Origin of the sequence: Rhizobium sp. P38BS-XIX (genome assembly GCF_012641435.1) — a bacterium.
Taxonomy (GTDB): domain Bacteria; phylum Pseudomonadota; class Alphaproteobacteria; order Rhizobiales; family Rhizobiaceae; genus Rhizobium.
This window is the reverse complement of sequence record NZ_JABAIJ010000001.1, coordinates 1673522-1694606: the sequence shown is the minus strand read 5'-3', so window position 1 is coordinate 1694606 and position 21085 is coordinate 1673522. Positions and strand designations below refer to the sequence as shown.

The window sequence follows — 21085 nt, the reverse complement described above, 5'->3', positions numbered from 1 at the left end:
TGGCATAAAGCCCCAGAAAGACCCAGAAAGACATTGACTGCCGGGAGGGAAGGCGCGAAAGCGACCTTAAGCCTCTCGCCAAACCGTTGCGCCGAGCGCGTGTATGCCGGAAACCGTAAATGATCGTCTCGACTGAAGAAGAACTGACCAAGCTGAAAGATATCGGCCGCATCTGCGCCAACGCGCTGCAGGCCATGGCCGCTGCGCTCGAGCCGGGCATCACCACGCTGGAACTGGACGTGATCGGCCGTAAAGTGCTCGAGGATGCCGGCGCGCAATCGGCGCCGGAACTGGTCTACAAGTTTCCAGGCGCGACCTGCATCAGTGTCAACGAAGAAGTGGCACATGGCATTCCGGGACCGCGTGTCATCAAGGCGGGCGATCTGGTCAATCTTGACGTCTCGGCCGAGAAGGATGGCTTCTTTTCCGACACCGGTGCATCTTTCACCGTGCCGCCGGTCAAGCCGAAGATTGATCGCCTGTGCCGGGACGGCAGGCGGGCACTCTGGGTCGGCCTCAATCAGGTGAAGAGCGGCGCGCCGCTGGCAAAGATCGGGCAGGCAGTCGGCGCCTTCGCGCAGAAGAACCGCTATACCTTGATCGCCAATCTCGCCAGTCACGGCATCGGTCGGTCGCTGCACGAGGAGCCTTCCGAACTGTCGACCTGGGCAGATCCCGACGAAACGCGGATCATGGAGGACGGTCTGGTTTTCACTGTCGAGCCGTTTCTCTCTCTTGGCGCGACCTGGGCCGAGGGCGGCGACGATGCCTGGACGCTCTATGCCGATCCGCAGGCGCCGACGGTCCAGTACGAACACACGATCATCGCCACCCGCAACGGGCCAATCATCCTGACATTGCCGGACGCCTGATGTCTCGAAGCGCGTGACAAACCTTCCGGTTTCGTGCCCTGCGCTTCAAGTCTTCAATTTTGTGCGTATCGCGCAAAAAAACGCTGGGTATTCTTGCGCGACAGGCTGCGGCTCAATCGTCGGACTGCGCTTCATCCTCGGCTTTCGTTTCGCCGCGGATGATATCGGCGGCGGCGCGCTCGAGGATATAAGCGATGCGAGCACCTTCAGCTTTGCTCCACGGGAACTTCGAGCGAAGAGCTGAGCGCAACAAGTGGCGGGCGCGATGGACGTCGCCGGCGCCATGGCGATCGAACGGATTGTCACGGCCGTCGTCATCGCCGCCGTCGAAGACCTCTCGGACGCGGGCCATTTTTTCGCCGATTGAGCTGAGCTTGGCGAGCGTGACCTCCACCAGATCTCTGTTGTCATCGACGCGCTTTTGGCCGCTTTCGGTGATGCGGTAGAGCTTCTTCGTGCCGCTGACCTCGACTTCGGCCTGGCCAGTCTCTTCGAGATAGGTCAGCGCGGGATAGATGACGCCTGGGCTCGGCACGTAGAAGCCGCCAGAACGCTCCTCGAAGGTCTTGATCAGTTCATAGCCGTGGCGCGGTTGCTCCGAGAGCAGGGCAAGAATGATGAGCTGCAGATCGGCTGCATCGAACTTGCGGCCGGTGCGAAACCCGCCGCCGAACATGCCGCCCTTGAAGCCTCTCATGAAGTCTCTCCTGTGCTCGCCGCGCGATTCACGGCCCCGACCATGTCGTAGGATATATGCCTCGACGATGTCAAAGCCATCTCCGAACATGCGATCTCTGAAACCTCTCATATCGTTTCTCCTTGTGAAGTGTGAGAGTTTATATCGTTAGTCATGTCGTAAGATATATATCGTAAGATAGTTTTATTCAAGAGGGTAGCTTTGGGTAGCGGGCCGGCGCGGATGCTTATCGTCCAAAACGGGAAGGGGGCTCATCCAATGGGTGAAGATGAACTGCTGAACAACTGCATCACGATCATGGGATAAGCGGTTACATCTACGTAAGAATAGCGCTCTGCCGGTTGCCGCTATTTCAGAACTGTCCTAGGCTCGCCGCAAATTGACGTCATTCGTGGTCGTCCGAACCAACAGGAAGCCTAACCGTCGTGTTTCATTCATTCTTCCCGAATCCGAGATTATTTTTTTCCTCAGCGGTTGTCTGGGCGCTCGTCTGCGTCTTTCTGTGGTACTTCGTCGGTGCAAATGTCGTTGCATCCATGGGCTACCCGCCGCTGCCGGAAGAGCAACAACCGGTAGGCGCAGCGTTTTTCGCGGTTCCGAATAATTTCTTGTTTTATTTATATTTTATAGTCATTAGCGCTATTTTTTGCGGCTTCTGGCACCTCATCTCAAGGAACAACGTCTGGGCGGTATGGTCCATATGGGGTTCCGCTTTCATCGTATTTATCACCTATTTCGGCGTTCAGATCGACGTAGCAATCAACGTCTGGCGTCGACCGTTTTTCGATCTGCTGCAGAACGCTCTGGGTGGAAAGCCTGGTGTAACGGATGGAGATTTTTATGCGTTGCTGTGGGCGTTCACACAGCTTGGAATGGTTGGCGTGGCGGTCAGTGTCATTTCCTCGTTCTTCCTGAGCCATTATCTGTTCCGCTGGCGTTCGGCGATGAATGATTTCTACATGTCGAAGTGGGACAAGCTTCGTCATATCGAAGGAGCGTCGCAGCGTGTGCAGGAAGATACCATGCGCTTCGCAACGAACCTGGAAGGATTGGGCGTCAGCCTGATCGGCTCGGTCATGACACTCATCGTGTTTTTGCCGATTCTTCTTGAGCTCTCGAAGTATGTCACCGATTTGCCGATTATCGGCGCAATCCCGTATTCGCTTGTTTGGTTGGCTTTGATCTGGTCGGTATTCGGCACGTTCCTGCTCGCGCTTTTCGGTATCAAGCTTCCGGGCTTGAACTTCCGCAATCAGCGCGTTGAGGCGGCATACCGCAAAGAGCTGGTTTATGGTGAGGATAGCGAGGAGCGTGCGCGGCCGCTCACCGTGAGAGAGCTATTTGCCAACGTGCGGCGCAACTATTTCCGTATGTATTTCCATTACGCCTATTTTAACGTAGCGCGCTATTCATACGGTCAGCTCGATGCAATCTTCCTGTACTTCGTGCTCGTGCCGACTTTCGTCGCGCATAAGATTACACTCGGTATCTGGCAGCAGATTGCGACCGCCTTCGGCCAAGTCAGCAACTCCTTCCAGTATCTCGTCAGCTCATGGACGACGATTATCGAGCTTCTTTCGATCCACAAGCGTCTGAAGGCCTTTGAAGCAGCCATCGACGATGAGCCGCTGCCGCCAATCGACCAGCGCTACCTGGAACGCGAAACAGGCGTCATCCACGCTGACGGTTGACCATCGTTCTGTCGGATGAGCCTTCAATACATCGCGCGAAAGCGACACGAAATGAAAAGGCCCGCAAGTGCGGGCCTTTTCATTTGCAATAAAGAGTATCGCTCACCCCTGCTGCGGCTTGCCTCTCGCCGCAATCAGCGGGATGGCCTCGGAATAGCTGACACAAGCGACGTCCTGCTTATGGCAGACATCGCTGACGAAGCGGTCAAGCGCGCGCCAGTAGGCGCCGTCGTTCATTTCCACGAAATGGAAGCCGAGCTGCAGGGGGATGCGTTCGCCGTCATATTGGGCGTTGAAAGCAGCCTCGAAGGCGTCGAAAGTGCGGTCTTCGTAGGTCTTGGCGTTGGCCTTGTCCTCGACGCCTTTTGAATGACGGACATAGAGATTGTAGTCCATGCCAATCACAAGACGGTGCTGCGGGCCTTCGGGAATCAGCGGCAAGCCGAAGCGATAGATGCCGTTCACCACCTGCGGCAGGGCAGGGCCTTTCGTGACCAGGCTTGCATCATACTGAAAGCCCATCTCTTTTTCGGCCGGCACAAGGCCGTCGCTGGTGGAGAGGTAAGGCGCGCGGAAACCCTTGACGTCATGCGTTGCAAAATCTTCCCAGCCCTGCGGTTCCTTGTCGGCAACGCCGACATTCTTCCAGGCATCGCGCAGGGCAATGCGGGCACTCATGAATTCCTGCTTCCAGTCGGCCTGGCTCCATCCCTTGCCGTCGAAATGACCGCAGGCATGGCTTGAAATGTCATGACCTTCCTGATGGGCACTCCAGATGTTGGCGATGCGGGTGCGCACGTCGTCTTCGCTCTTGGCGAAGCCGACATTCGATTTGCCCAGGCGCTGGTGTGGGCCCTGATAGGCCTTTGCTTGCGCCTTGTTCATCAGGAAGGTGCAGGAGAGGAAATAGGTGAAATGCGCGCCGTTGCGTGAAGCGATCTCGCGGCTCTTCGTCCACAGCGCGACATCATGCGCTCCATCGAAGGAAATCATCACGAGTTGCTTGGGCTTTCCATCGGCCTGGGCGGCGGCGGGCAGGGCAAGGGAAAGCGCAAGGGAGAGATAAGAAAGGGAACGTAACATGGGCACCGACATTGCTTGATCGAGCATGGCTTACCAAGATCATCCAGCGATTTTGGATGGCGTGCTCTGGTTCGGTTCCCTTACTTTCGCGCAAATGCGGCGAAGCTGCGGTGATGCTGGCATTTTTTTACGGTAGCCGATAAGGATGTCCTTACAAAATCGAAGGGATTTCAGTCATGGCATTGCTTATTCTCGGCATTGTTCTTTTTCTCGGCCTGCATCTTATCCGTGTCGTCGCGCCGGGCCTCCGCACCTCGCTGATCGCGAGCTTCGGCGATGCCGGCTGGAAGGTTGCCTACTCCGTCGCGAGCATCGTTGCGTTGATCGTGCTGATCTACGGGTTCGGGCAGGCGCGGGACATGACGCCGATCTGGTCGCCGCCGTTCTGGATGAGCCACATCACCATTCTGCTGATGCTGTTTGCGATGATCTGTCTCGTCGCCTCGCTGCTTCCGGCGGGGCATATCGCGGTCAAAGCCAAGCACCCGATGGTGCTTTCCGTGAAGATCTGGGCGCTGGCGCATCTTCTATCCAATGGCGATGGCGCTGCGATCCTGCTCTTTGCCGCCTTCCTTGCCTGGGGCGTCATCCTGCGCATTTCGCTGAAGCGGCGCGAGCGCGCCGGCGAGATTACCCTGCGGCCCTTCGTTTCGGCGAAATACGATCTCTATGCTGTCGTCATCGGCGCAATTGTCTGGGCCCTGATCATTTGGAAGCTTCATGCGTGGATTATCGGGGTTTCGCCGCTCGTTATGTGACGATTTCTGCCATTCCCCCTTACATCGGCCGTAAAATGGAGTAGAAGGCCCAACTAACCCCTAAGCTTTCTGGAATTATTTGGCCTGGGCCGGAGACGAGAATGGCATTCAATGACGATAGCTTCATCCGCGAGGTGAATGAGGAACTGCGCTCGGACCAGTTGCGGTTCGTGTGGCGCCGTTTTGGCAAGCTCATCATCGGTGGAGCCGTGCTCATTGTTCTCGGCACCGCCGCCTATAGCGGCTATCGCTATTGGGCAGGCAATCAGGCCGGCAGCGGCGGCGATCAGTTCATCGCCGCGCTGACCTTGGCGGATCAGAACAAGACGGATGAGGCGCTGACTGCGCTGGCAACGATCGAGAAGACCGGTCCGGGTTCCTATCCGCTGCTCGCGCGGTTGCGCTCGGCGACGCTGCAGGCGCAGAAGGGTGACACGGCTGGTGCCATTGCCACCTTCTCGGCCGTCGGCAAGCAGACGGATATTCCTGTTGTCATTCGCGATGCTGCGCGCCTGCGCGCCGGCTATCTGCTCGTCGATACCGGCACCTACGATCAGGTTGCCGCCGAAGTGCAGGAACTTGCGGTGCCTGCGGATCCCTTCCGTCATTCCGCACGCGATGTTCTTGGTCTTGCCGCCTACAAGGCCGGCGATTTCGCCAAGGCCCGTCAGTGGTTCCAGGCGATCGTCGACGATCCGCAAAGCCCGCGCAATGTCTCCAATCGCGCCCAGATGCTGCTTGATCTCATCACGGCCACCGGCAAGGCCCCGGTCGCTAAAGGCTGAAGGACGGATCGCTAAATGAGTTTCACGGTCGCGATCGTCGGTCGCCCGAATGTCGGCAAGTCCACGCTGTTCAACCGTCTGGTTGGCAAGAAGCTGGCGCTTGTCGACGATACGCCGGGTGTGACGCGTGACCGTCGTCCTGGCGACGCCAAGCTGATCGATCTCAGGTTCCGCATCGTCGACACCGCCGGCCTCGAAGAAGCCGGCGAGGAGACTTTGGAAGGCCGCATGCGCGCCCAGACGGAAGCGGCGATCGACGAAGCCGATCTGACGCTGTTTGTCGTGGACGCCAAGATGGGCCTGACGCATGTCGACAAGACACTTGCCGAGATGCTGCGCAAGCGTGGCCGGCCGGTGGTGCTCGTTGCCAATAAGTCCGAAGCGCGCGGTTCCGACAGCGGTTTCTACGATGCTTATACGCTCGGGCTCGGCGAACCGTGCCCGATTTCGGCTGAGCATGGCCAGGGCATGATGGATCTGCGCGACGCGATCGTCGAGGCGATCGGCCCCGAGCGCGCCTTCCCGGAAGACGAAGACGAGGCGGAGACGAATGTCAGCATTCCGCGCGGGGACGTTGGGGAAGATGGCGAGGAGATCGACGAAGAGCCCGCTTATGACGACACGCGCCCGCTGCGTGTCGCAATCGTCGGCCGCCCGAATGCCGGCAAGTCGACACTCATCAACCGCTTTCTTGGTGAAGACAGGCTGCTGACCGGTCCCGAGGCCGGCATTACCCGCGATTCCATCTCCGTCGACTGGAGCTGGCGCGGTCGCACCGTCAAAATGTTCGACACGGCCGGCATGCGGCGCAAGGCAAAGGTGATCGAGAAGCTGGAAAAGCTTTCGGTTGCCGACACGTTGCGCGCCATCCGCTTTGCCGAAACCGTTGTCATTGTGTTCGATGCCACGATCCCGTTCGAGAAGCAGGATCTGCAGATCGTCGATCTCGTGATCCGCGAGGGACGTGCGGCGGTACTTGCTTTCAACAAGTGGGACATGATCGAAGATCGGCAGGCGGTTCTTGCCGATCTGCGCGAGAAGACGGATCGCCTGTTGCCACAGGCGCGCGGCATTCGCGCGATCACAATTGCCGGCCAGACAGGCGAAGGCCTTGACCGTCTCATGCAGGCCATCGTCGATACCGACAAGGTCTGGAACAAGCGTGTTTCGACTGCGCGTCTCAATCGCTGGCTCGAGACGCAGCAGGTTCAGCATCCGCCACCGGCGGTATCCGGCCGCCGCATCAAGCTGAAATACATGACGCAGGTCAAGGCTCGTCCGCCGGCGTTCATGATTTCGTGCACGCGCTCCGATGCGCTGCCGGAATCCTATGTGCGCTACCTGATCAACGGTCTTCGCCAGGACTTCGCGATGCCGGGCGTGCCGATCCGCATCCATTTCCGCACATCGGAAAACCCCTACGAAAACAAGAAAAAGCGAACCTGATATCGCGTTGCCCCGCCGAGGCGGGGCAGGGTTGTTCAGGCGGCATTCTTGTTCAAGGCTTCACGCAGGGTCGTGATTTCAGCTTTTAGTCGTGTCAGTTCATCCACGCTCTTTTCGGAGGCATCGAGGATGCAGGCTGGGATCGTGGCCGCCCTCTTTTGCAAGGCCGAGCCTTCGCTGGTCAAATGGATCATGACCTGGCGCTCGTCTTCCTTGCTGCGGATACGCTGAATGTACCCGGCCACTTCCAGTCGCTTCAGAAGTGGCGTCAGCGTGCTGGATTCGAGGAACAGTTTCTCGCCGATGCCGCCGACGGTCTGCCCATCTTCTTCCCAGAGCGTCACCATCACCAGATATTGCGGGTACGTGAGATTCAGTTCGTCGAGCATGGGTTTGTACAGTCGATTCATTGCATGGTTTGCCGAATAAAGGGCAAAGCAAATGAAGTCGCTTAGTTTCAACGGATCGTCCGCCATCTCCAATACTCCCTGAGGGCATCTAAATCGTGCGATAAATAATCGTATACCTAAACGCATGGCGCGGCTATTGGTTTCTTCAATTTTTTGCAAATCCATCACGAGGGTGGGTTCGACAGCGCTCGAGCGCGGCGGCGCTTCTGCGCTCAGCCCAGCGTCTACCGCGCATACGCGCGGTGATCTCCATTAACTGGAGTCGGACGGGAGGAATTCAATATTGAACTTGGCTGTGTTTCAGACCAAATTGCCACGCGCCCGCAGCCGGCCACGATGATTGGCGACGCGCACATTGCCGAGAAATTGGGTGGTTGCGGCTTCCCAGGAATATTTGAGCGCCATTGTGCGCGCCGCATCGCGCGAGCAAGCCAATGCGGCAAGGCAAGCCTGCGCGAGGTCGGCATCGACAACGCCGGCGCCTTCGTTGCCGCCCAGAATATCCGCCGGTCCCGTGACAGGGTAGGCCGCGACCGGGACGCCGCTCGCAAGGGCTTCCAGAATGGCATTGCCAAAGGTGTCGGTCTTCGACGGGAAGACGAAGACATCGGCCTGGGAATAGGCATAGGCCAGCTCCTCGCCGAACTTTGCTCCCAGGAAATGGACGTCGGGATAGAGTTTCTGCAGCTCGGCCCGCGCCGGACCGTCGCCGACCACCACTTTCGAACCTGGCAAATCCAGATCGAGAAAAGCCGGAAGGTTCTTTTCCAATGCCACGCGGCCGACCGTCATGAAAATGGGGCGGGGCAGGCCAAAGGGATTGTCGTCAAGTGGTTGTGGGCGGAAGAGGTGGGAATCGATCCCACGGCTCCAGGGCAGCAGGTTTTGAATGCCACGCTGACTGAGCTCGTTCGCAAGGCTCGGCGTCGCCACCATGCAGCCGAAACCGGCATTGTGAAACCATTTGACGAAGGCGTAGAGCCAGCTTTGCGGGATCGGCAGGCGCGCCGAGACATATTCGGGAAAGCGGGTGTGATAGCTCGTCGAAAACGGCATGCCGTTGCGGATGCACCAGCGCCGCGCCGTCAGTCCGAGCGGACCTTCGGTAGCAATATGGACATAGGTTGGCTTTGCAGCCTCAATGCGAGCGGCGATCTTGCGGTAGCTGGCAATCGAAAGGCGGATTTCCGGATAGGTCGGGCAGGGCACGTTGCGAAAACCGTCGGGCGTAATCATGGAGACTTCCACGCCGCGTCGGGTGAGTTCGCGATTGGTATTCTCGATCGAGCGGACGACGCCGTTGACTTGCGGATGCCAGGCGTCGCTCACGATGAGCAACCGCTCCGGTATCGCGACAGGAGTCGCCGCCTGCTTCCAGATATTGTTTTCGATGTCCGACAAACGTTGCAACATGCCCAAAACAGCCCATCCGCACCACATCCTCATGATGATGGTGCCAGCGATTGCGGTGCTTCAAACATGATTCCCGCGCCCACCATATTGTGGGGGGTGTCCATGATGGAAATATTACAACCTTATTGGATGGATTTGAGCTTTTCCGGCGAGACGAGCGCGCCGTGCTCCTGAATGACTTTTGCCGCGATCTCGGCCGCAAAAGCGGCTGCGGCAAGCGCGTCATGATGCTGCAGATAGTGCGCCAGAAATGCGCCGTTGAAACTATCGCCGGCGCTGGTGGTATCGATCACCTTCTCGACCTTGACGGCGGGAACGAGCGTTTCGTCAGACCCTTCGCCGATCGTTGCGCCGTCAGGCCCGTTCTTGACGACGACCATGGTGGTCCCGTACTGCCGGTAGCGGCGGATGGTGCTCGAGATCGAGTCGTCACCGAAATGCGCGGCTTCGTCGTCAAAGCTCGGCAGCGCCAGGGTCGAGGCGCGACCGCCCTCGGCGATCATGGCGTGCATGGCATCCAGACTGGACCAGAGGCGCGGCCGCAGATTGGGGTCGAAGGCAACGATCTTGCCGATCGCTTTGGCACGGCGAAGTTCGGCAAGCAGCGTATAGGCATCTTCGCGCGGCAGCACGGCAAGGGTGATGCCTGAAAAATAGAGAACATCCGAAGCTTCGATCGCCGTACGCAGCACATCGCCGTCGGCAGCGAGCTGGCGGGCGGCGGAACTGTCGCGCCAATAGCTGAAAGAGCGCTCGCCATCCTTCAGGTTGATCATGTAGAGACCAGGCGTCTTGCCACGGAGGCGGCGGATGTAGCCGGTGCCGATGCCGGCATTGCCCATGAAGGTTGCCATTTCATCCGACATGGCATCGTCGCCAAGCGCGGTGAAATAATCGATCGACCAATCCGTCGGCAGGCAGGCGCGCGCATACCAGGCTGTGTTGAATGTATCGCCGGCAAAGCCCTTGCGCAGATGTCCGTCCTTGGCCTGCGACAGTTCCACCATGCACTCGCCGATCGATAGAAAACGCCCGCCCAAGACTGCCTCCTGCATTTTGTCCTGGTGCTGCATACGCGCAAGCAGCGGCTGGGGCAAGGTGGACGGCGGCGACCGCCGACCACTTTTCCTTGGGTTGCTCTATGGCCGATCCATATGATAGCAAGCCGCCGTCTGGCCGGGGCGTACCTGTTCGGTCGGCGGCATTTTTGTGCGACAGACATCCGTTGCCTTCCAGCAGCGAGGCGAGAAGACGCAGCCGGGCGGCGGATTGAGCGGCGAGGGCGGATCGCCCTGCAGGCGGATACGCTCGCGCCCACGGGCGAGCTTCGGGTCGGGGATCGGCGCTGCGGAGAAGAGCGCCTGCGTATAGGGGTGGGCCGGATGGTCGAAGACCGTGGCGGCTTCACCGGCTTCCACCACCTTGCCGAGATAGAGTACCAGCACGTCGTCCGAAATCAGGCGCACGACCGAGAGATCGTGGCTGATGAAGATCAGGGTGAGGCCGAACTCCTTGCGCAGGCGGCGCAGAAGCGTGATGACCTGTCCCTGGATCGAGACGTCGAGCGCCGAAACCGGCTCGTCGCAGATGATGAGCTTTGGTCGCGTAATGACGGCGCGGGCAATGCCGATGCGCTGCGCCTGTCCGCCCGAGAATTCGTGCGGATAGCGGTTGATCATTTCCGGCACGAGGCCGACCGCTGCCATGATCTCGCGAACGCGATCCTGCCGCTGTGCGCGGCTCAGTTTCGGTTCGAAGACGCTCAGCGGCTCGGCGATAATGTCGCCGACGGTCATGCGCGGATCGAGCGAGGCGATCGGGTCCTGGAAGATGATCTGCATGTCGCGACGGGCGGCACGCATCTCCTCTTCGGTCAGATCGAGCAGGTTGCCGCCTTGCCAGAGGATACCGCCCTTCTGTGCCTTGATCAGCCGCAGGATCGAGCGACCGAGTGTGGACTTGCCACAGCCGGACTCGCCGACGATGCCGAGCGTACGGCCGCTCTTCAGCTCGAAGCTGACATCGTTGACCGCCGTCAGCACCATCGGCGGCTTGAAGAAGGACTTCGACGGTATTTCGAATTCGGTCGTCAGATGCTCGACCTTCAGAAGCGTTTGCTCAGCCATGGACGAGGCTCCGTTCCTGATCAGCCGAAAGGGGATGGAAGCAGGCCGCACAGCGACGCGGCGCGATTTGCGCCAGTGGTGGCGCGGCGTCGAGACAGTCGTCCTGCACATGGGCACAGCGTGGCGAGAAGGCGCAGCCGCGCGGCAGATGCATCAGGTTCGGCGGACGGCCGGGAATGACGGTGAGATCGTCGACATCTTGGTCCGGCCGCGGGATCGCGGAGTGGAGCGCTCCCGTATAGGGATGGGCCGGGCTTTCGAACAGCTCTTCGACCGGCGCTTCCTCGACGATACGGCCGGCATACATGACGGCGACGCGATCCGCGAGGCCGGCGACGACGCCGAGGTCATGGGTGATCATGATCAGGGCCGTGTGCATTTCCGCCGTCAGCTCGTTGAAAAGATCGAGGATTTGCGCCTGGATCGTCACGTCAAGCGCCGTCGTCGGCTCGTCGGCGATGAGGAGCTTCGGTTTGGTCAGCAACGCCATGGCGATGACGATGCGCTGGCGCATGCCGCCCGAAAGCTCGTGCGGATAAAGGTGGAAGCGTCGCGTGGGGTCAGGGATACCGACACGCTTCAGCATATCGAGCGCGGCTGCCGAGGCTGCGCGCGCCGTCAGGCCGCCATGGACCTCGAGCTGCTCCGTCAACTGCCTGGATATGCGCAGCGACGGGTTCAGCGCGGTCATCGGGTCCTGGAAGACCATGGCCATGTCCTTGCCGCGCACATGGTCGAGTTCGCGCGGTTTCAGGGTCAGCAGGTCCTTGCCGTCGAGCAGCGCCTGGCCGCTGGTTCGGCCGTTCTTGGCGAGCAGTCCCATCAGACCAAGGAAAGTCTGGCTCTTGCCGGAGCCAGACTCGCCGACGACGGCGATACGCTCGCCGCGGCCGATCTTGAGGTTCATCTTCGACACCGCCGCCACTTCGCCTTCGGGCGTGCGGAAGGTGATCGAATAGTCTTTGAGTTCAAGAAGTGTGTCTGTCATGTCAGCGATCCTTCGGATCGAATGCGTCGCGCAGACCGTCGCCGATGAAGAGCAGGCTCATCAGCAGCGCGACCAGGAAGCCGGCCGGGAAGAACAGCAGCCAGGGCGTCGTTTCCATACCGGCCGAGCCTTCTGCAATCAGCGTACCGAGCGACGTCAGAGGCTCCTGCACGCCGAAGCCGAGATAGGAAAGGAAGCTCTCGGTGGCGATGATTTCCGGGATGGTCAGCGTCGCATAGATGACGACCGGTCCGACAAGGTTCGGCACGATGTGCTTGAGGATGATCTTGAACGACCTCTGCCCTGAGGCGCGCGAGGCTTCGATAAACTCCCGCTGCTTGATCGACAGGGTCTGGCCGCGCACGATACGGGCCATCGTCAGCCATTCCAGTGCGCCGATCGCGGCAAACAGAAGGTAGACGTTACGGCCGAAGATCACCATCAGCAGGATAACGAAGAGCACGTAGGGCAGGGCGTACATGATGTCGACGAAGCGCATCATGATCGCATCGACGCGGCCGCCGAAATAACCGGCGACTGCACCATAGAGTACGCCGATGACGACCGAAACGAGGGTCGCCACCAGGGCGACGGTCAGCGAAACGCGGGTGCCGTACAGCGTGCGCGCCAACAGGTCGCGGCCGTTGCCGTCGGTGCCGAAATAGTGGCCCGCGGCGAAGTCCGGAGCGCCGCGGAACGAGTTCCAGTCCGGGTCTTCGTAGTTGAAGGGCAGGAAATAGGGGCCGAAAATGGCGGCGAGAACCAGCAGTGCCAACACGATCAGCGACAGGGTCGCTGCCTTGTTGCGCAGCAGGCGGCGCATTGCGTCGCCTGTCAACGAGCGGCCCTTCGGGGCAAGCCCTTCTGCCGAAAGCAATTCCGCTTCCAGCAATTCTCTCTTGGCGGAATTGAGGATCATCGCATTCTCACTTTCGGATCGAGCCACGCATAGGCGATGTCGACCAGCAGGTTGAGGACCACGATCAGGACCATGTAGAAAATGACCGTGCCGAGCACCATGCCGTAATCGCGATTGAGGGCCGCGCCGACGAAGTAGCGGCCAACGCCGGGAAGGCCGAAAATGCTTTCGACGATCAGCGAGCCGGTGAGCAGATAGCTTGCCGCCGGGCCGAGGTAGGAGACGACAGGCATCATGGCAGGCTTCAACGCATGCCGCATCACCGTCAGCCGCGGGCCGATGCCCTTGGCCTTGGCCGTGCGGATGAAGTTCTGGCTCATCACCTCGATCATCGAGCCGCGCATGAGACGCGAGATGCGTGCCGCATGCGGCAGCGTCAGAACGATGATCGGCAGGATCAGGAACCTGATGGAGCCATCGCCCCAGCCGCCAACCGGCAGCCAGCCGAGCGTATTGCCGAAGACGAGTTGAAGGATCGGCGCAATGAGGAAGCTCGGCATGACGAGGCCAATAAGGAGCCCTCCGCCCAGCCAGTAATCAGCCGCGCGGTTTTGATAGAGTGCGCCAAGACAGCCTATGAAGACACCGACGACAGTGGCAAGCACGAACGCCGCGCCGCCGATGGTCAGCGTATAGGGGAAGCCTGACATGATCTGCTGGGTGACGGTGAAGTCCTGATTGGCGAAGGAGGGGCCAAGATCGCCCTTCATGACGTCGCCGACATAGATCAGGTATTGCTCAACCAGGGGCTTGTCGAGGTTGTAGTGAGCCGCAAGGTTGGCTTTGACTTCGGGCGGCAATGGCCTTTCGCCATCGAAGGGGCCGCCAGGAGCGAGACGCAGAATGAAAAAGCAGACTGTCACGGCAATCCACAAGACGGGGATTGTCGACAGCAAACGACGGAGAGCATAGCCAAACATATTTTTAAACGGCTCCTTCCCGGTTGTGTCCGGGAAGGAGCCTGTTCCCAATTATTCTTTGATCGACAGCCAGCGCGTACGGTGGATGTCCTGAATGTTGTCAACGAAGCCCTGGACCTTCGGGGCCACGATGTTCTGGGAAACGTAGTAGTAGATCGGGATCGCGGCGCTATCGTCGAGGGCGAGTTGCTCGGCCTTCTTGTAGATTTCGGCGCGCTTCTTGAGATCGATTTCCTCGTTGCCCTGCTTGATCAGAGCATCGTAGTCCTTGTTGCTCCAGCGGCCGTAGTTCATTTCGACGCCGGTGGAGAGCAGGTTCAGGAAGTTGATCGGGTCGTTATAGTCGGCGAGCCAGCCGGCGCGGCCGATCTGCACCTCACCGCGCTGCATTTCATCGTAATGCACCTTGGTTTCGGTGTTGTAGAGTTCGATATCGACACCGAGCGGCTTCCACATGGCGGCGATCGCAACGGCGATGCGCTTGTGGTTGTCGTTGGTGTTGTAACGAAGCTGCGCCTTCAGCGGATGGTCAGGGCCGAAGCCCGCTTCCTTCAAGAGCTTCTTGGCCTCTTCGACCTTCTGCTTGTAGGGCTCGTCCTTCCAGCTGACATAGGCCGGTTCGCCATAGTTTGCCGTGCCCGGCGGGACCCAGGAATACATCGGCAGTTCGCCGGTGCCGAGGATCTTCGGGCCGATGACTTCGCGGTTGACGGCCATGGACAGAGCCTGGCGGACGCGCTTGTCGTTGAAGGGCGGCTTGGTGGCGTTCATCACGTAGTAGTAAGTGCCAAGGAACGGCACCACGTGAGCCTGACCGGGAAGGTTCTTCTGGATCCAGTCATACTGATCGGCAGGGAACGACGTCAGGATATCGAATTCGCCGGCGCGGTAGCGCTTCAGCGCGGCTGCCTGGTCTTCCAGCGTGTAGTAGTTGACGTTGTCGATCTTCACGTCCTTGGCGTCGTAATACTGATCGCTCTTGACCATGCTGACGTGAGAACCGGGCACCCATTCGGTGGGCTTGTACGGGCCGTTGGTGACGATGTTACCGATCTTGACCCACTGGTCGCCCTTGGCTTCCACGACATGCTTCGGAAGCGGATAGGCCGTGTAGTGCATCAGCGCGTTGAGGAAGTAGGGGGTGGGGTTCTCAAGCGTGATTTCCAGCGTCTTGTCGTCGATCGCCTTGACGCCGAGCTGGGTCAGATCCTTGATCTCGCCCTTGTTGATCTTTTCCGCGTTCTTGATCGTGTACTGCAGATACGCGTACTGCGCGGCGGTCTTCGGATCCATCAGGCGCTGGAAGGCAAAGACGAAGTCCTGTGCCGTCACCGGCTGGCCGTCGGACCACTTGATACCGTCACGCAGCTTGAAGGTATAGACTTTCTGGTCGGGAGAAACGGTCCAGCTTGCAGCCTGGCCGGGAATTGGGTTGTCCTTGGGATCTTCGGTCACCAGTCCTTCGAAGATATCGCCGTCGATGCGATTTTCCCAATCGCCGGAAATTTTTTGCGGGTCGAGCGACGTCGGATCGCCGCCATTGTGGATATTCAAGGTCGCAGCATGCGCGGAGAAGCTCAAAATCGTGCTGACGAGAGCTGTCGCGAGAAATTTTCTGGTGAAATGAGTCATACCTTTTCCCACCTTTCTGGAGTTATTATCCTTGTTTAACAAGGGTGTTCTTGATCCCGCAGGTGACCCGTACGTGCAGGTCAATGCGGGAAACTATCGAAAGCGACGTCGCTTTCAAGCCCCTAAAAGACGCAGTAACCGTGTATGCAAGTTTTTACATTGAGAATTTTCTAAAATTCATAACGCAAAATTACTCGCTCCGGTAGATGAGTTTCTCGCAAGGATGTTTGCGCCTTGCCGCCCGCGTCTGAGTGTGCAAACTGGGGAACCTTGTGCGATATCGAGGCAGTTTGATGAAATCGACGAAGAAGGCGGCGGGAGCCGATTGGTGGCGTGGCGCGGTGATCTATCAGGTCTATCCGCGATCGTTTCAGGATACGGATGCCAACGGGCTCGGCGACATAAAGGGCATTACCCGACGCCTGCCTCACATTGCCGCACTCGGGGTCGACGCGATCTGGCTGGCCCCGTTTTTCACCTCTCCGATGGCCGATATGGGCTACGACGTCTCCGATTACTGCGACGTCGATCCGATCTTCGGCACGCTTGCCGATTTCGACGAGATGATGGCGGCGGCGCACGAGCTTGGGCTGAAGGTCATCATCGACCAGGTGATCTCCCACACATCGGACAGGCATGCCTGGTTCGTGGAGAGCCGCACGAGCCGCGACAATGCCAAGGCGGACTGGTATGTCTGGGCCGATCCGAAGCCGGACGGCACCGCGCCGAACAACTGGCTGTCGATCTTCGGCGGTCCCGGCTGGGAATGGGACGGCGTGCGCCGCCAATATTACCAGCATAATTTTCTGACTTCGCAACCGGACCTGAATTTCCATAATCCTGAGGTTCAGGATGCATTGCTGTCGACCGTGAAATTCTGGCTCGACCGTGGCGTGGATGGTTTCCGCCTGGATACGGTGAATTACTATTTCTGCGACAAGGAGCTGCGGGACAATCCGCCGGCGCTCGTCGCAACGGGCGGGCTCGATGCCCCGGAGAGCAATCCCTACGGGATGCAGAACCATCTCTACGACAAGACCCAGCCTGAGAATATCGACTTTCTGAAGCGTTTCCGTGCTTTGCTTGACCAATATGAAGACCGCACGACGGTTGGCGAAGTGGGCGATGGCGCCCGCTCGCTGCAGACGGTTGCGGCCTATACCAGCGGCGGCGACAAGCTGCATATGTGCTACACGTTCGATCTGCTGGGGCCGGATTTCACTCCGTCGCATTTCCGTCGCTGCGTCGGCGATTTTCAGGACAATGTCGTCGACGGTTGGGTCTGCTGGGCCTTTTCAAACCATGACGTCCAGCGCCATGTCAGCCGTTTCGCGCAGAACGAGGAAGAGCAGCCGCGCGTCGCGAAGCTGGCGATCTCGCTGCTGTCGACCCTGCGTGGCTCGATATGCCTCTATCAGGGCGAAGAGCTCGGTTTGCCGGAGGCGGAGCTTGCCTTCGAAGACCTGCGCGATCCCTATGGCATTCGCTTCTGGCCAGCCTTCAAGGGGCGTGACGGATGCCGAACGCCGATGCCCTGGGAAGCCAGCCGCGCCCATGCGGGCTTTACGACGGCCGACAAGTCCTGGCTGCCGGTGCCCTACCAGCACGCGGCCCTTGCCGTTGACAAGCAGGACGCTGACGTGGATTCCGTCCTGCATCACTATCGGGAGACGCTGGCCTTCCGTGCTGAGCATGCGGCCTTGCGCGATGGCGACATGACGTTTCTCGACACCGGGGAAGACGTTCTTGCCTTCACGCGCTCCAAGGGTGGCGAGACGCTGCTCTTTATCTTCAATCTATCCCGCGAGCCGGTGAAGGTTGTCTTGCCCAAGGAGCTCACGCTCGGCAAGACGATCGCTATGCCGGGGTTCACCACCGCCGATGCAGGGTCGACGGTGTCCCTCTCAGCGCTGGACGTCTATTGCGGCGCGCTTGCCTGATCAGCCGATCAGCATGAACTTGTCGACATCGACAAGGCCTCTGTCCGAGATCTTCAGATGCGGGATGACGGGCAGGGGCAGGAAGGCGAGCTGGAGAAAGGGTTCTTCCAAAGTCGCGCCGAGGGCATAGGCCGCTTGGCGTAAATGGTGCAGCGTATCGCGCACGCTTTCATAGGGCTCAAGGCTCATGAGGCCGGCGATGGGAAGTGCGATCTCACCTGCGATCGCACCATCTTCGACAACGACGAAGCCGCCATTGATCTCGCTGAGACGGTTGGCGGCCAGCGCCATGTCATCCTCGCTCACACCGACGACGCAGATATTGTGGCTGTCATGACCGACCGTCGAGGCAATCGCGCCCTTCTTCAGCCCGAAACCCTGGACGAAGCCGTTCGCATGGTTGCCGTTCTTGCCGTGGCGCTCGATGACGGCGACCTTGATGACGTCGTTGCCGAGATCGATGTCGGTCTGGTTTCCCTTGGTCGGCAGGCGGTAGCGGCGATGTTCGGTGATGATCTTGCCGGGCATCACGCCGATCACCGAGCTTTCGCCTTCCGTCACCGGGACACCGAAGTCGGCGGCATTGATCGGGCGAGCCTTGACGCTGTCGAGACCTACGGGGGCGACAGGCTTGCGGGTCTCGAACAGATCGGCGGTGACACGGCGGCCTGCGGAGAAGACGATTTCGGCCTTGCAGTTTTCAAGGCTGTCGATGACGACAAGATCGGCGCGCCAGCCGGGCGCGACAAGGCCGCGATCTCTGAGGCCGAAGGCACGGGCAGCCGAGATGGACGCAGCGCGATAGATTGCCAAGGGCTCGACGCCATGGGCGATCGCCGTGCGGATCATGTAGTCGAGGTGGCCCTGTTCGGCGATATCGAGCGGGTTGCGGTCGTCGGTGCAGAGCGCGAGGTAGGGCGACAGGCGCTCGGTGATGATGGGCATCAGCGCATGCAGGTCCTTGGAGACGGAGCCCTCGCGCACCAGCACATGCATGCCCTTGCGGATCTTCTCCATCGCCTCTTCCGCCGTCGTGGATTCATGCTCCGTGCGGATGCCGGCCGCGAGATAGCCGTTGAGGTCATTGCCGCGCAGCAGCGGGGCGTGGCCATCGATATGGCCGCCCTGAAAGGCTTCGAGCTTGGCCATGCAGACCGGATCCTTATGGACCACGCCAGGGAAATTCATGAACTCCGCAAGTCCGATCACCTGCGGATGGTTGCGGAAGGGCAGGAGCGTCTCGATCGGCAAATCCGCGCCCGAAGTTTCCAGATGCGTCGCCGGAACGCAGGAGGACAACTGCACGCGGATATCCATGATGGTTTCCAGCGAGCTATCCAGAAAATACCGGATGCCTTCGGTGCCGAGCACGTTGGCGATTTCATGCGGATCGCAGATGACTGTCGTCACGCCATAGGGCAGCACGCAGCGATCGAATTCATGTGGTGTCACCAGCGAGGATTCGATGTGCAGGTGGGTGTCGATGAAGCCCGGCACCAGGATGCGGCCGGAGATATCGATCTCTTCGCGGCCTTGATAGTCTCCGCAGGTGCCGACGACACGATCGCCGCAGATAGCGATGTCTGAAGCGACAAGCTCACCCGTCACCAGATCGAAGAACCGCCCGCCCTTCAGCACGATATCCGCCGGTTCCCGGCCGACGCCCTGGTCGATATAGCGTTCGAGTTTGGTGGTCATGTCTGTCCCTCGCATATAGTTCGCCCCTCGCGTCCGCCATTTTGCCTATGCAGAAAGGGGATGTGAGGGGCGTAATTATGTCTGAAGCTTATGTATCAGATATTATTCTGCAAGATCTCGCGAAGCTTGCCGAACAGCTCGTCGATATGATGCTTTTCGATGATCAGCGGCGGCGAGAGGGCGATGATGTCGCCGGTGGTGCGGATCAGAAGGCCCTTTTCGTATGCCTTGAGGAACGCGGTGAAGGCGCGCTTTGTGGGCTCGCCCGCGATGGGGTCGAGCTCGATGGCGCCGATCAGGCCGGTGTTTCTGATGTCGATGACGTTCGGGCAATCCTTGAGGGAATGCAGGGCATCAGCCCAATAGTCGGACAGTTCGGCTGCGCGGGTGAGCAGGCCTTCTTCCTTGTAGGTGTCGAGTGTCGCAAGCGCCGCGGCTGATGCGATCGGGTTGCCCGAATAGGTGTATCCGTGGAAGAACTCGATCATGTGCTCGGGTCCCTGCATGAACGCATCATGGATCTCCGAGGTGACGAAAACGGCACCCATCGGGATGACGCCGTTGGTCAGGCCCTTGGCCGTGGTGATGATATCCGGCTTCACGTCATAATACTGGGCTGCAAAGGGCGCGCCGAGGCGACCGAAACCGGTGATGACTTCGTCGAAGATCAGCAGGATGCCGTGCTTGGTGCAGATTTCCCGCAGCTTCTGCAGATAGCCCTTTGGCGGGATCAGCACGCCGGTGGAGCCGGCGATCGGCTCAACGATAACGGCTGCGACGGTGGAGGCGTCGTGCAGCGTGACGATCCGCTCCAGTTCGCTCGCAATATCGCCGCCATGCTCGGGCTCGCCGCGCGTGAAGGCATTCTTGCCGGGGACATGCGTGTGCGGCATGTGGTCGACACCGGTCAGCAGCGTGCCGAACATCTTGCGATTGGTGACGATGCCGCCGACGGAAATGCCGCCGAAATTGACACCGTGATAGCCACGCTCGCGGCCGATGAGGCGGAAGCGCGAGCCGTTGCCCTTTACGCGATGATAAGCAAGCGCGACCTTGAGCGCGGTTTCCACCGATTCCGAGCCGGAATTCGTGTAGAGGACATGGTCCATGCCCTCCGGCGCGATATCCACCAGACGGTTCGCGAGCTCGAAGGCCTTGGGATGGCCAAGCTGGAAGGCGGGCGCGTAATCAAGCTCGCCGGCTTGCTGGCGGATCGCCTCCGTGATCTTCGGACGACAATGCCCGGCATTCACGCACCAGAGGCCAGCGGTTCCGTCGAGCACCTGCCGGCCATCATGGGTGGTGTAGTACATGTCCTTGGCGCTGACGAAGAGGCGCGGCTCCTTCTTGAACTGGCGGTTGGCCGTAAACGGCATCCAGAAGGCGCGCAAATCGTTGGGGGTGGCATTCTGACGGTCCGACATGCTGTTCTCCAATGGCCATTCGGGGGCCCATTTCCCGACCGCGGCGCTGCGCCGCACGATTATATTTACTGCTTGGTCAAATTATCAGCGGACCCTTTTGCGTCAAGGCAAAGATGGCTCGGCGAAGGGAGGCGGGCGTCGATGAGGGATCGATCATGGCCTCGAAAGGCGCGCTTGTGGGCTGGTGCAGCCAGCATGCCGATGGCATGGATAAACGAATGAAAAAACCGGCAGATCGGAGATCTGCCGGTTAAAACAGTTAAAAACGTGGTAATGAAAGCAA

18 protein-coding genes are annotated in these 21085 nt (G+C 59.6%); 6 read left to right on the top strand and 12 right to left on the bottom strand.

The window, feature by feature from the left end:
• The first annotated feature begins 119 nt into the window (after window positions 1–119).
• On the top strand, window positions 120–872 hold the full coding sequence (gene map / locus HGP17_RS08195; RefSeq protein WP_168807649.1) for a type I methionyl aminopeptidase: 753 nt from the start codon (window positions 120–122) through the stop codon (window positions 870–872).
• A 112-nt stretch (window positions 873–984) separates the two neighbouring features.
• Here the strand turns inward: map and HGP17_RS08190 are convergent, their stop codons facing one another.
• Entirely contained in the window at window positions 985–1569 is a 585-nt protein-coding gene (locus tag HGP17_RS08190) for a PadR family transcriptional regulator (RefSeq protein ID WP_168807647.1), read from the bottom strand.
• A 425-nt stretch (window positions 1570–1994) separates the two neighbouring features.
• Here HGP17_RS08190 and sbmA point away from each other — a divergent pair, with 425 nt between their 5' ends.
• On the top strand, window positions 1995–3260 hold the full coding sequence (gene sbmA / locus HGP17_RS08185) for a peptide antibiotic transporter SbmA (protein WP_168807645.1): 1266 nt from the start codon (window positions 1995–1997) through the stop codon (window positions 3258–3260).
• 102 nt (window positions 3261–3362) lie between these two features.
• On the opposite strand, the gene HGP17_RS08180 is transcribed toward sbmA, so the two are convergent.
• Window positions 3363–4343 (bottom strand): polysaccharide deacetylase, encoded by a 981-nt coding sequence (locus HGP17_RS08180; protein ID WP_168807643.1) that lies wholly within the window; start codon window positions 4341–4343, stop codon window positions 3363–3365.
• A 176-nt stretch (window positions 4344–4519) separates the two neighbouring features.
• On the opposite strand from HGP17_RS08180, the gene HGP17_RS08175 reads away from it, so the two are divergent.
• The 3 genes from HGP17_RS08175 to der all read left to right on the top strand — a co-directional run bounded on the left by HGP17_RS08175 (window position 4520) and on the right by der (window position 7332).
• Window positions 4520–5101, top strand: coding sequence for an NnrU family protein (locus HGP17_RS08175; RefSeq protein WP_168807641.1), 582 nt, complete (start codon window positions 4520–4522; stop codon window positions 5099–5101).
• A gap of 101 nt (window positions 5102–5202) precedes the next feature.
• Complete coding sequence (locus HGP17_RS08170; RefSeq protein WP_168807639.1) at window positions 5203–5886, top strand: tetratricopeptide repeat protein; 684 nt, start codon at window positions 5203–5205, stop codon at window positions 5884–5886.
• A gap of 15 nt (window positions 5887–5901) precedes the next feature.
• Entirely contained in the window at window positions 5902–7332 is a 1431-nt protein-coding gene (der, locus tag HGP17_RS08165) for a ribosome biogenesis GTPase Der (RefSeq protein WP_168807637.1), read from the top strand.
• 35 nt (window positions 7333–7367) lie between these two features.
• Here der and HGP17_RS08160 read toward each other — a convergent pair whose 3' ends face one another.
• The 8 genes from HGP17_RS08160 to HGP17_RS08125 form a co-directional block, all read right to left on the bottom strand.
• Complete coding sequence (locus HGP17_RS08160) at window positions 7368–7808, bottom strand: MarR family transcriptional regulator (protein ID WP_168807635.1); 441 nt, start codon at window positions 7806–7808, stop codon at window positions 7368–7370.
• A gap of 234 nt (window positions 7809–8042) precedes the next feature.
• Complete coding sequence (locus HGP17_RS08155) at window positions 8043–9155, bottom strand: glycosyltransferase family 1 protein (protein WP_168807633.1); 1113 nt, start codon at window positions 9153–9155, stop codon at window positions 8043–8045.
• 122 nt (window positions 9156–9277) lie between these two features.
• Window positions 9278–10195, bottom strand: coding sequence for a sugar kinase (locus tag HGP17_RS08150; RefSeq protein WP_168807630.1), 918 nt, complete (start codon window positions 10193–10195; stop codon window positions 9278–9280).
• A 99-nt stretch (window positions 10196–10294) separates the two neighbouring features.
• Complete coding sequence (locus HGP17_RS08145; RefSeq protein WP_168807628.1) at window positions 10295–11281, bottom strand: oligopeptide/dipeptide ABC transporter ATP-binding protein; 987 nt, start codon at window positions 11279–11281, stop codon at window positions 10295–10297.
• Complete coding sequence (locus HGP17_RS08140) at window positions 11274–12269, bottom strand: ABC transporter ATP-binding protein (RefSeq protein ID WP_168807619.1); 996 nt, start codon at window positions 12267–12269, stop codon at window positions 11274–11276. Before HGP17_RS08140 ends, HGP17_RS08145 begins: the two co-directional genes overlap by 8 nt.
• Before the next feature lies 1 nt (window position 12270).
• Window positions 12271–13188, bottom strand: a complete 918-nt coding sequence (locus HGP17_RS08135; RefSeq protein ID WP_168807617.1) for an ABC transporter permease subunit — start codon at window positions 13186–13188, stop codon at window positions 12271–12273.
• A complete protein-coding gene (locus HGP17_RS08130; protein ID WP_168807615.1) occupies window positions 13185–14108 on the bottom strand; it encodes an ABC transporter permease subunit in 924 nt (307 codons plus the stop codon). The genes HGP17_RS08135 and HGP17_RS08130 overlap by 4 nt, the downstream gene beginning before the upstream one ends.
• A gap of 51 nt (window positions 14109–14159) precedes the next feature.
• Window positions 14160–15740, bottom strand: coding sequence for a peptide ABC transporter substrate-binding protein (locus tag HGP17_RS08125; RefSeq protein WP_168807613.1), 1581 nt, complete (start codon window positions 15738–15740; stop codon window positions 14160–14162).
• Between the two features lie 293 nt (window positions 15741–16033).
• Here HGP17_RS08125 and HGP17_RS08120 point away from each other — a divergent pair, with 293 nt between their 5' ends.
• On the top strand, window positions 16034–17680 hold the full coding sequence (locus HGP17_RS08120; RefSeq protein ID WP_168807611.1) for an alpha-glucosidase family protein: 1647 nt from the start codon (window positions 16034–16036) through the stop codon (window positions 17678–17680).
• On the opposite strand, the gene ade is transcribed toward HGP17_RS08120, so the two are convergent.
• Entirely contained in the window at window positions 17681–19378 is a 1698-nt protein-coding gene (gene ade, locus HGP17_RS08115) for an adenine deaminase (RefSeq protein WP_205925806.1), read from the bottom strand. It abuts the gene before it with no gap.
• A gap of 95 nt (window positions 19379–19473) precedes the next feature.
• Entirely contained in the window at window positions 19474–20802 is a 1329-nt protein-coding gene (locus HGP17_RS08110) for an aspartate aminotransferase family protein (protein WP_168807607.1), read from the bottom strand.
• Window positions 20803–21085: the final 283 nt, after the last annotated feature.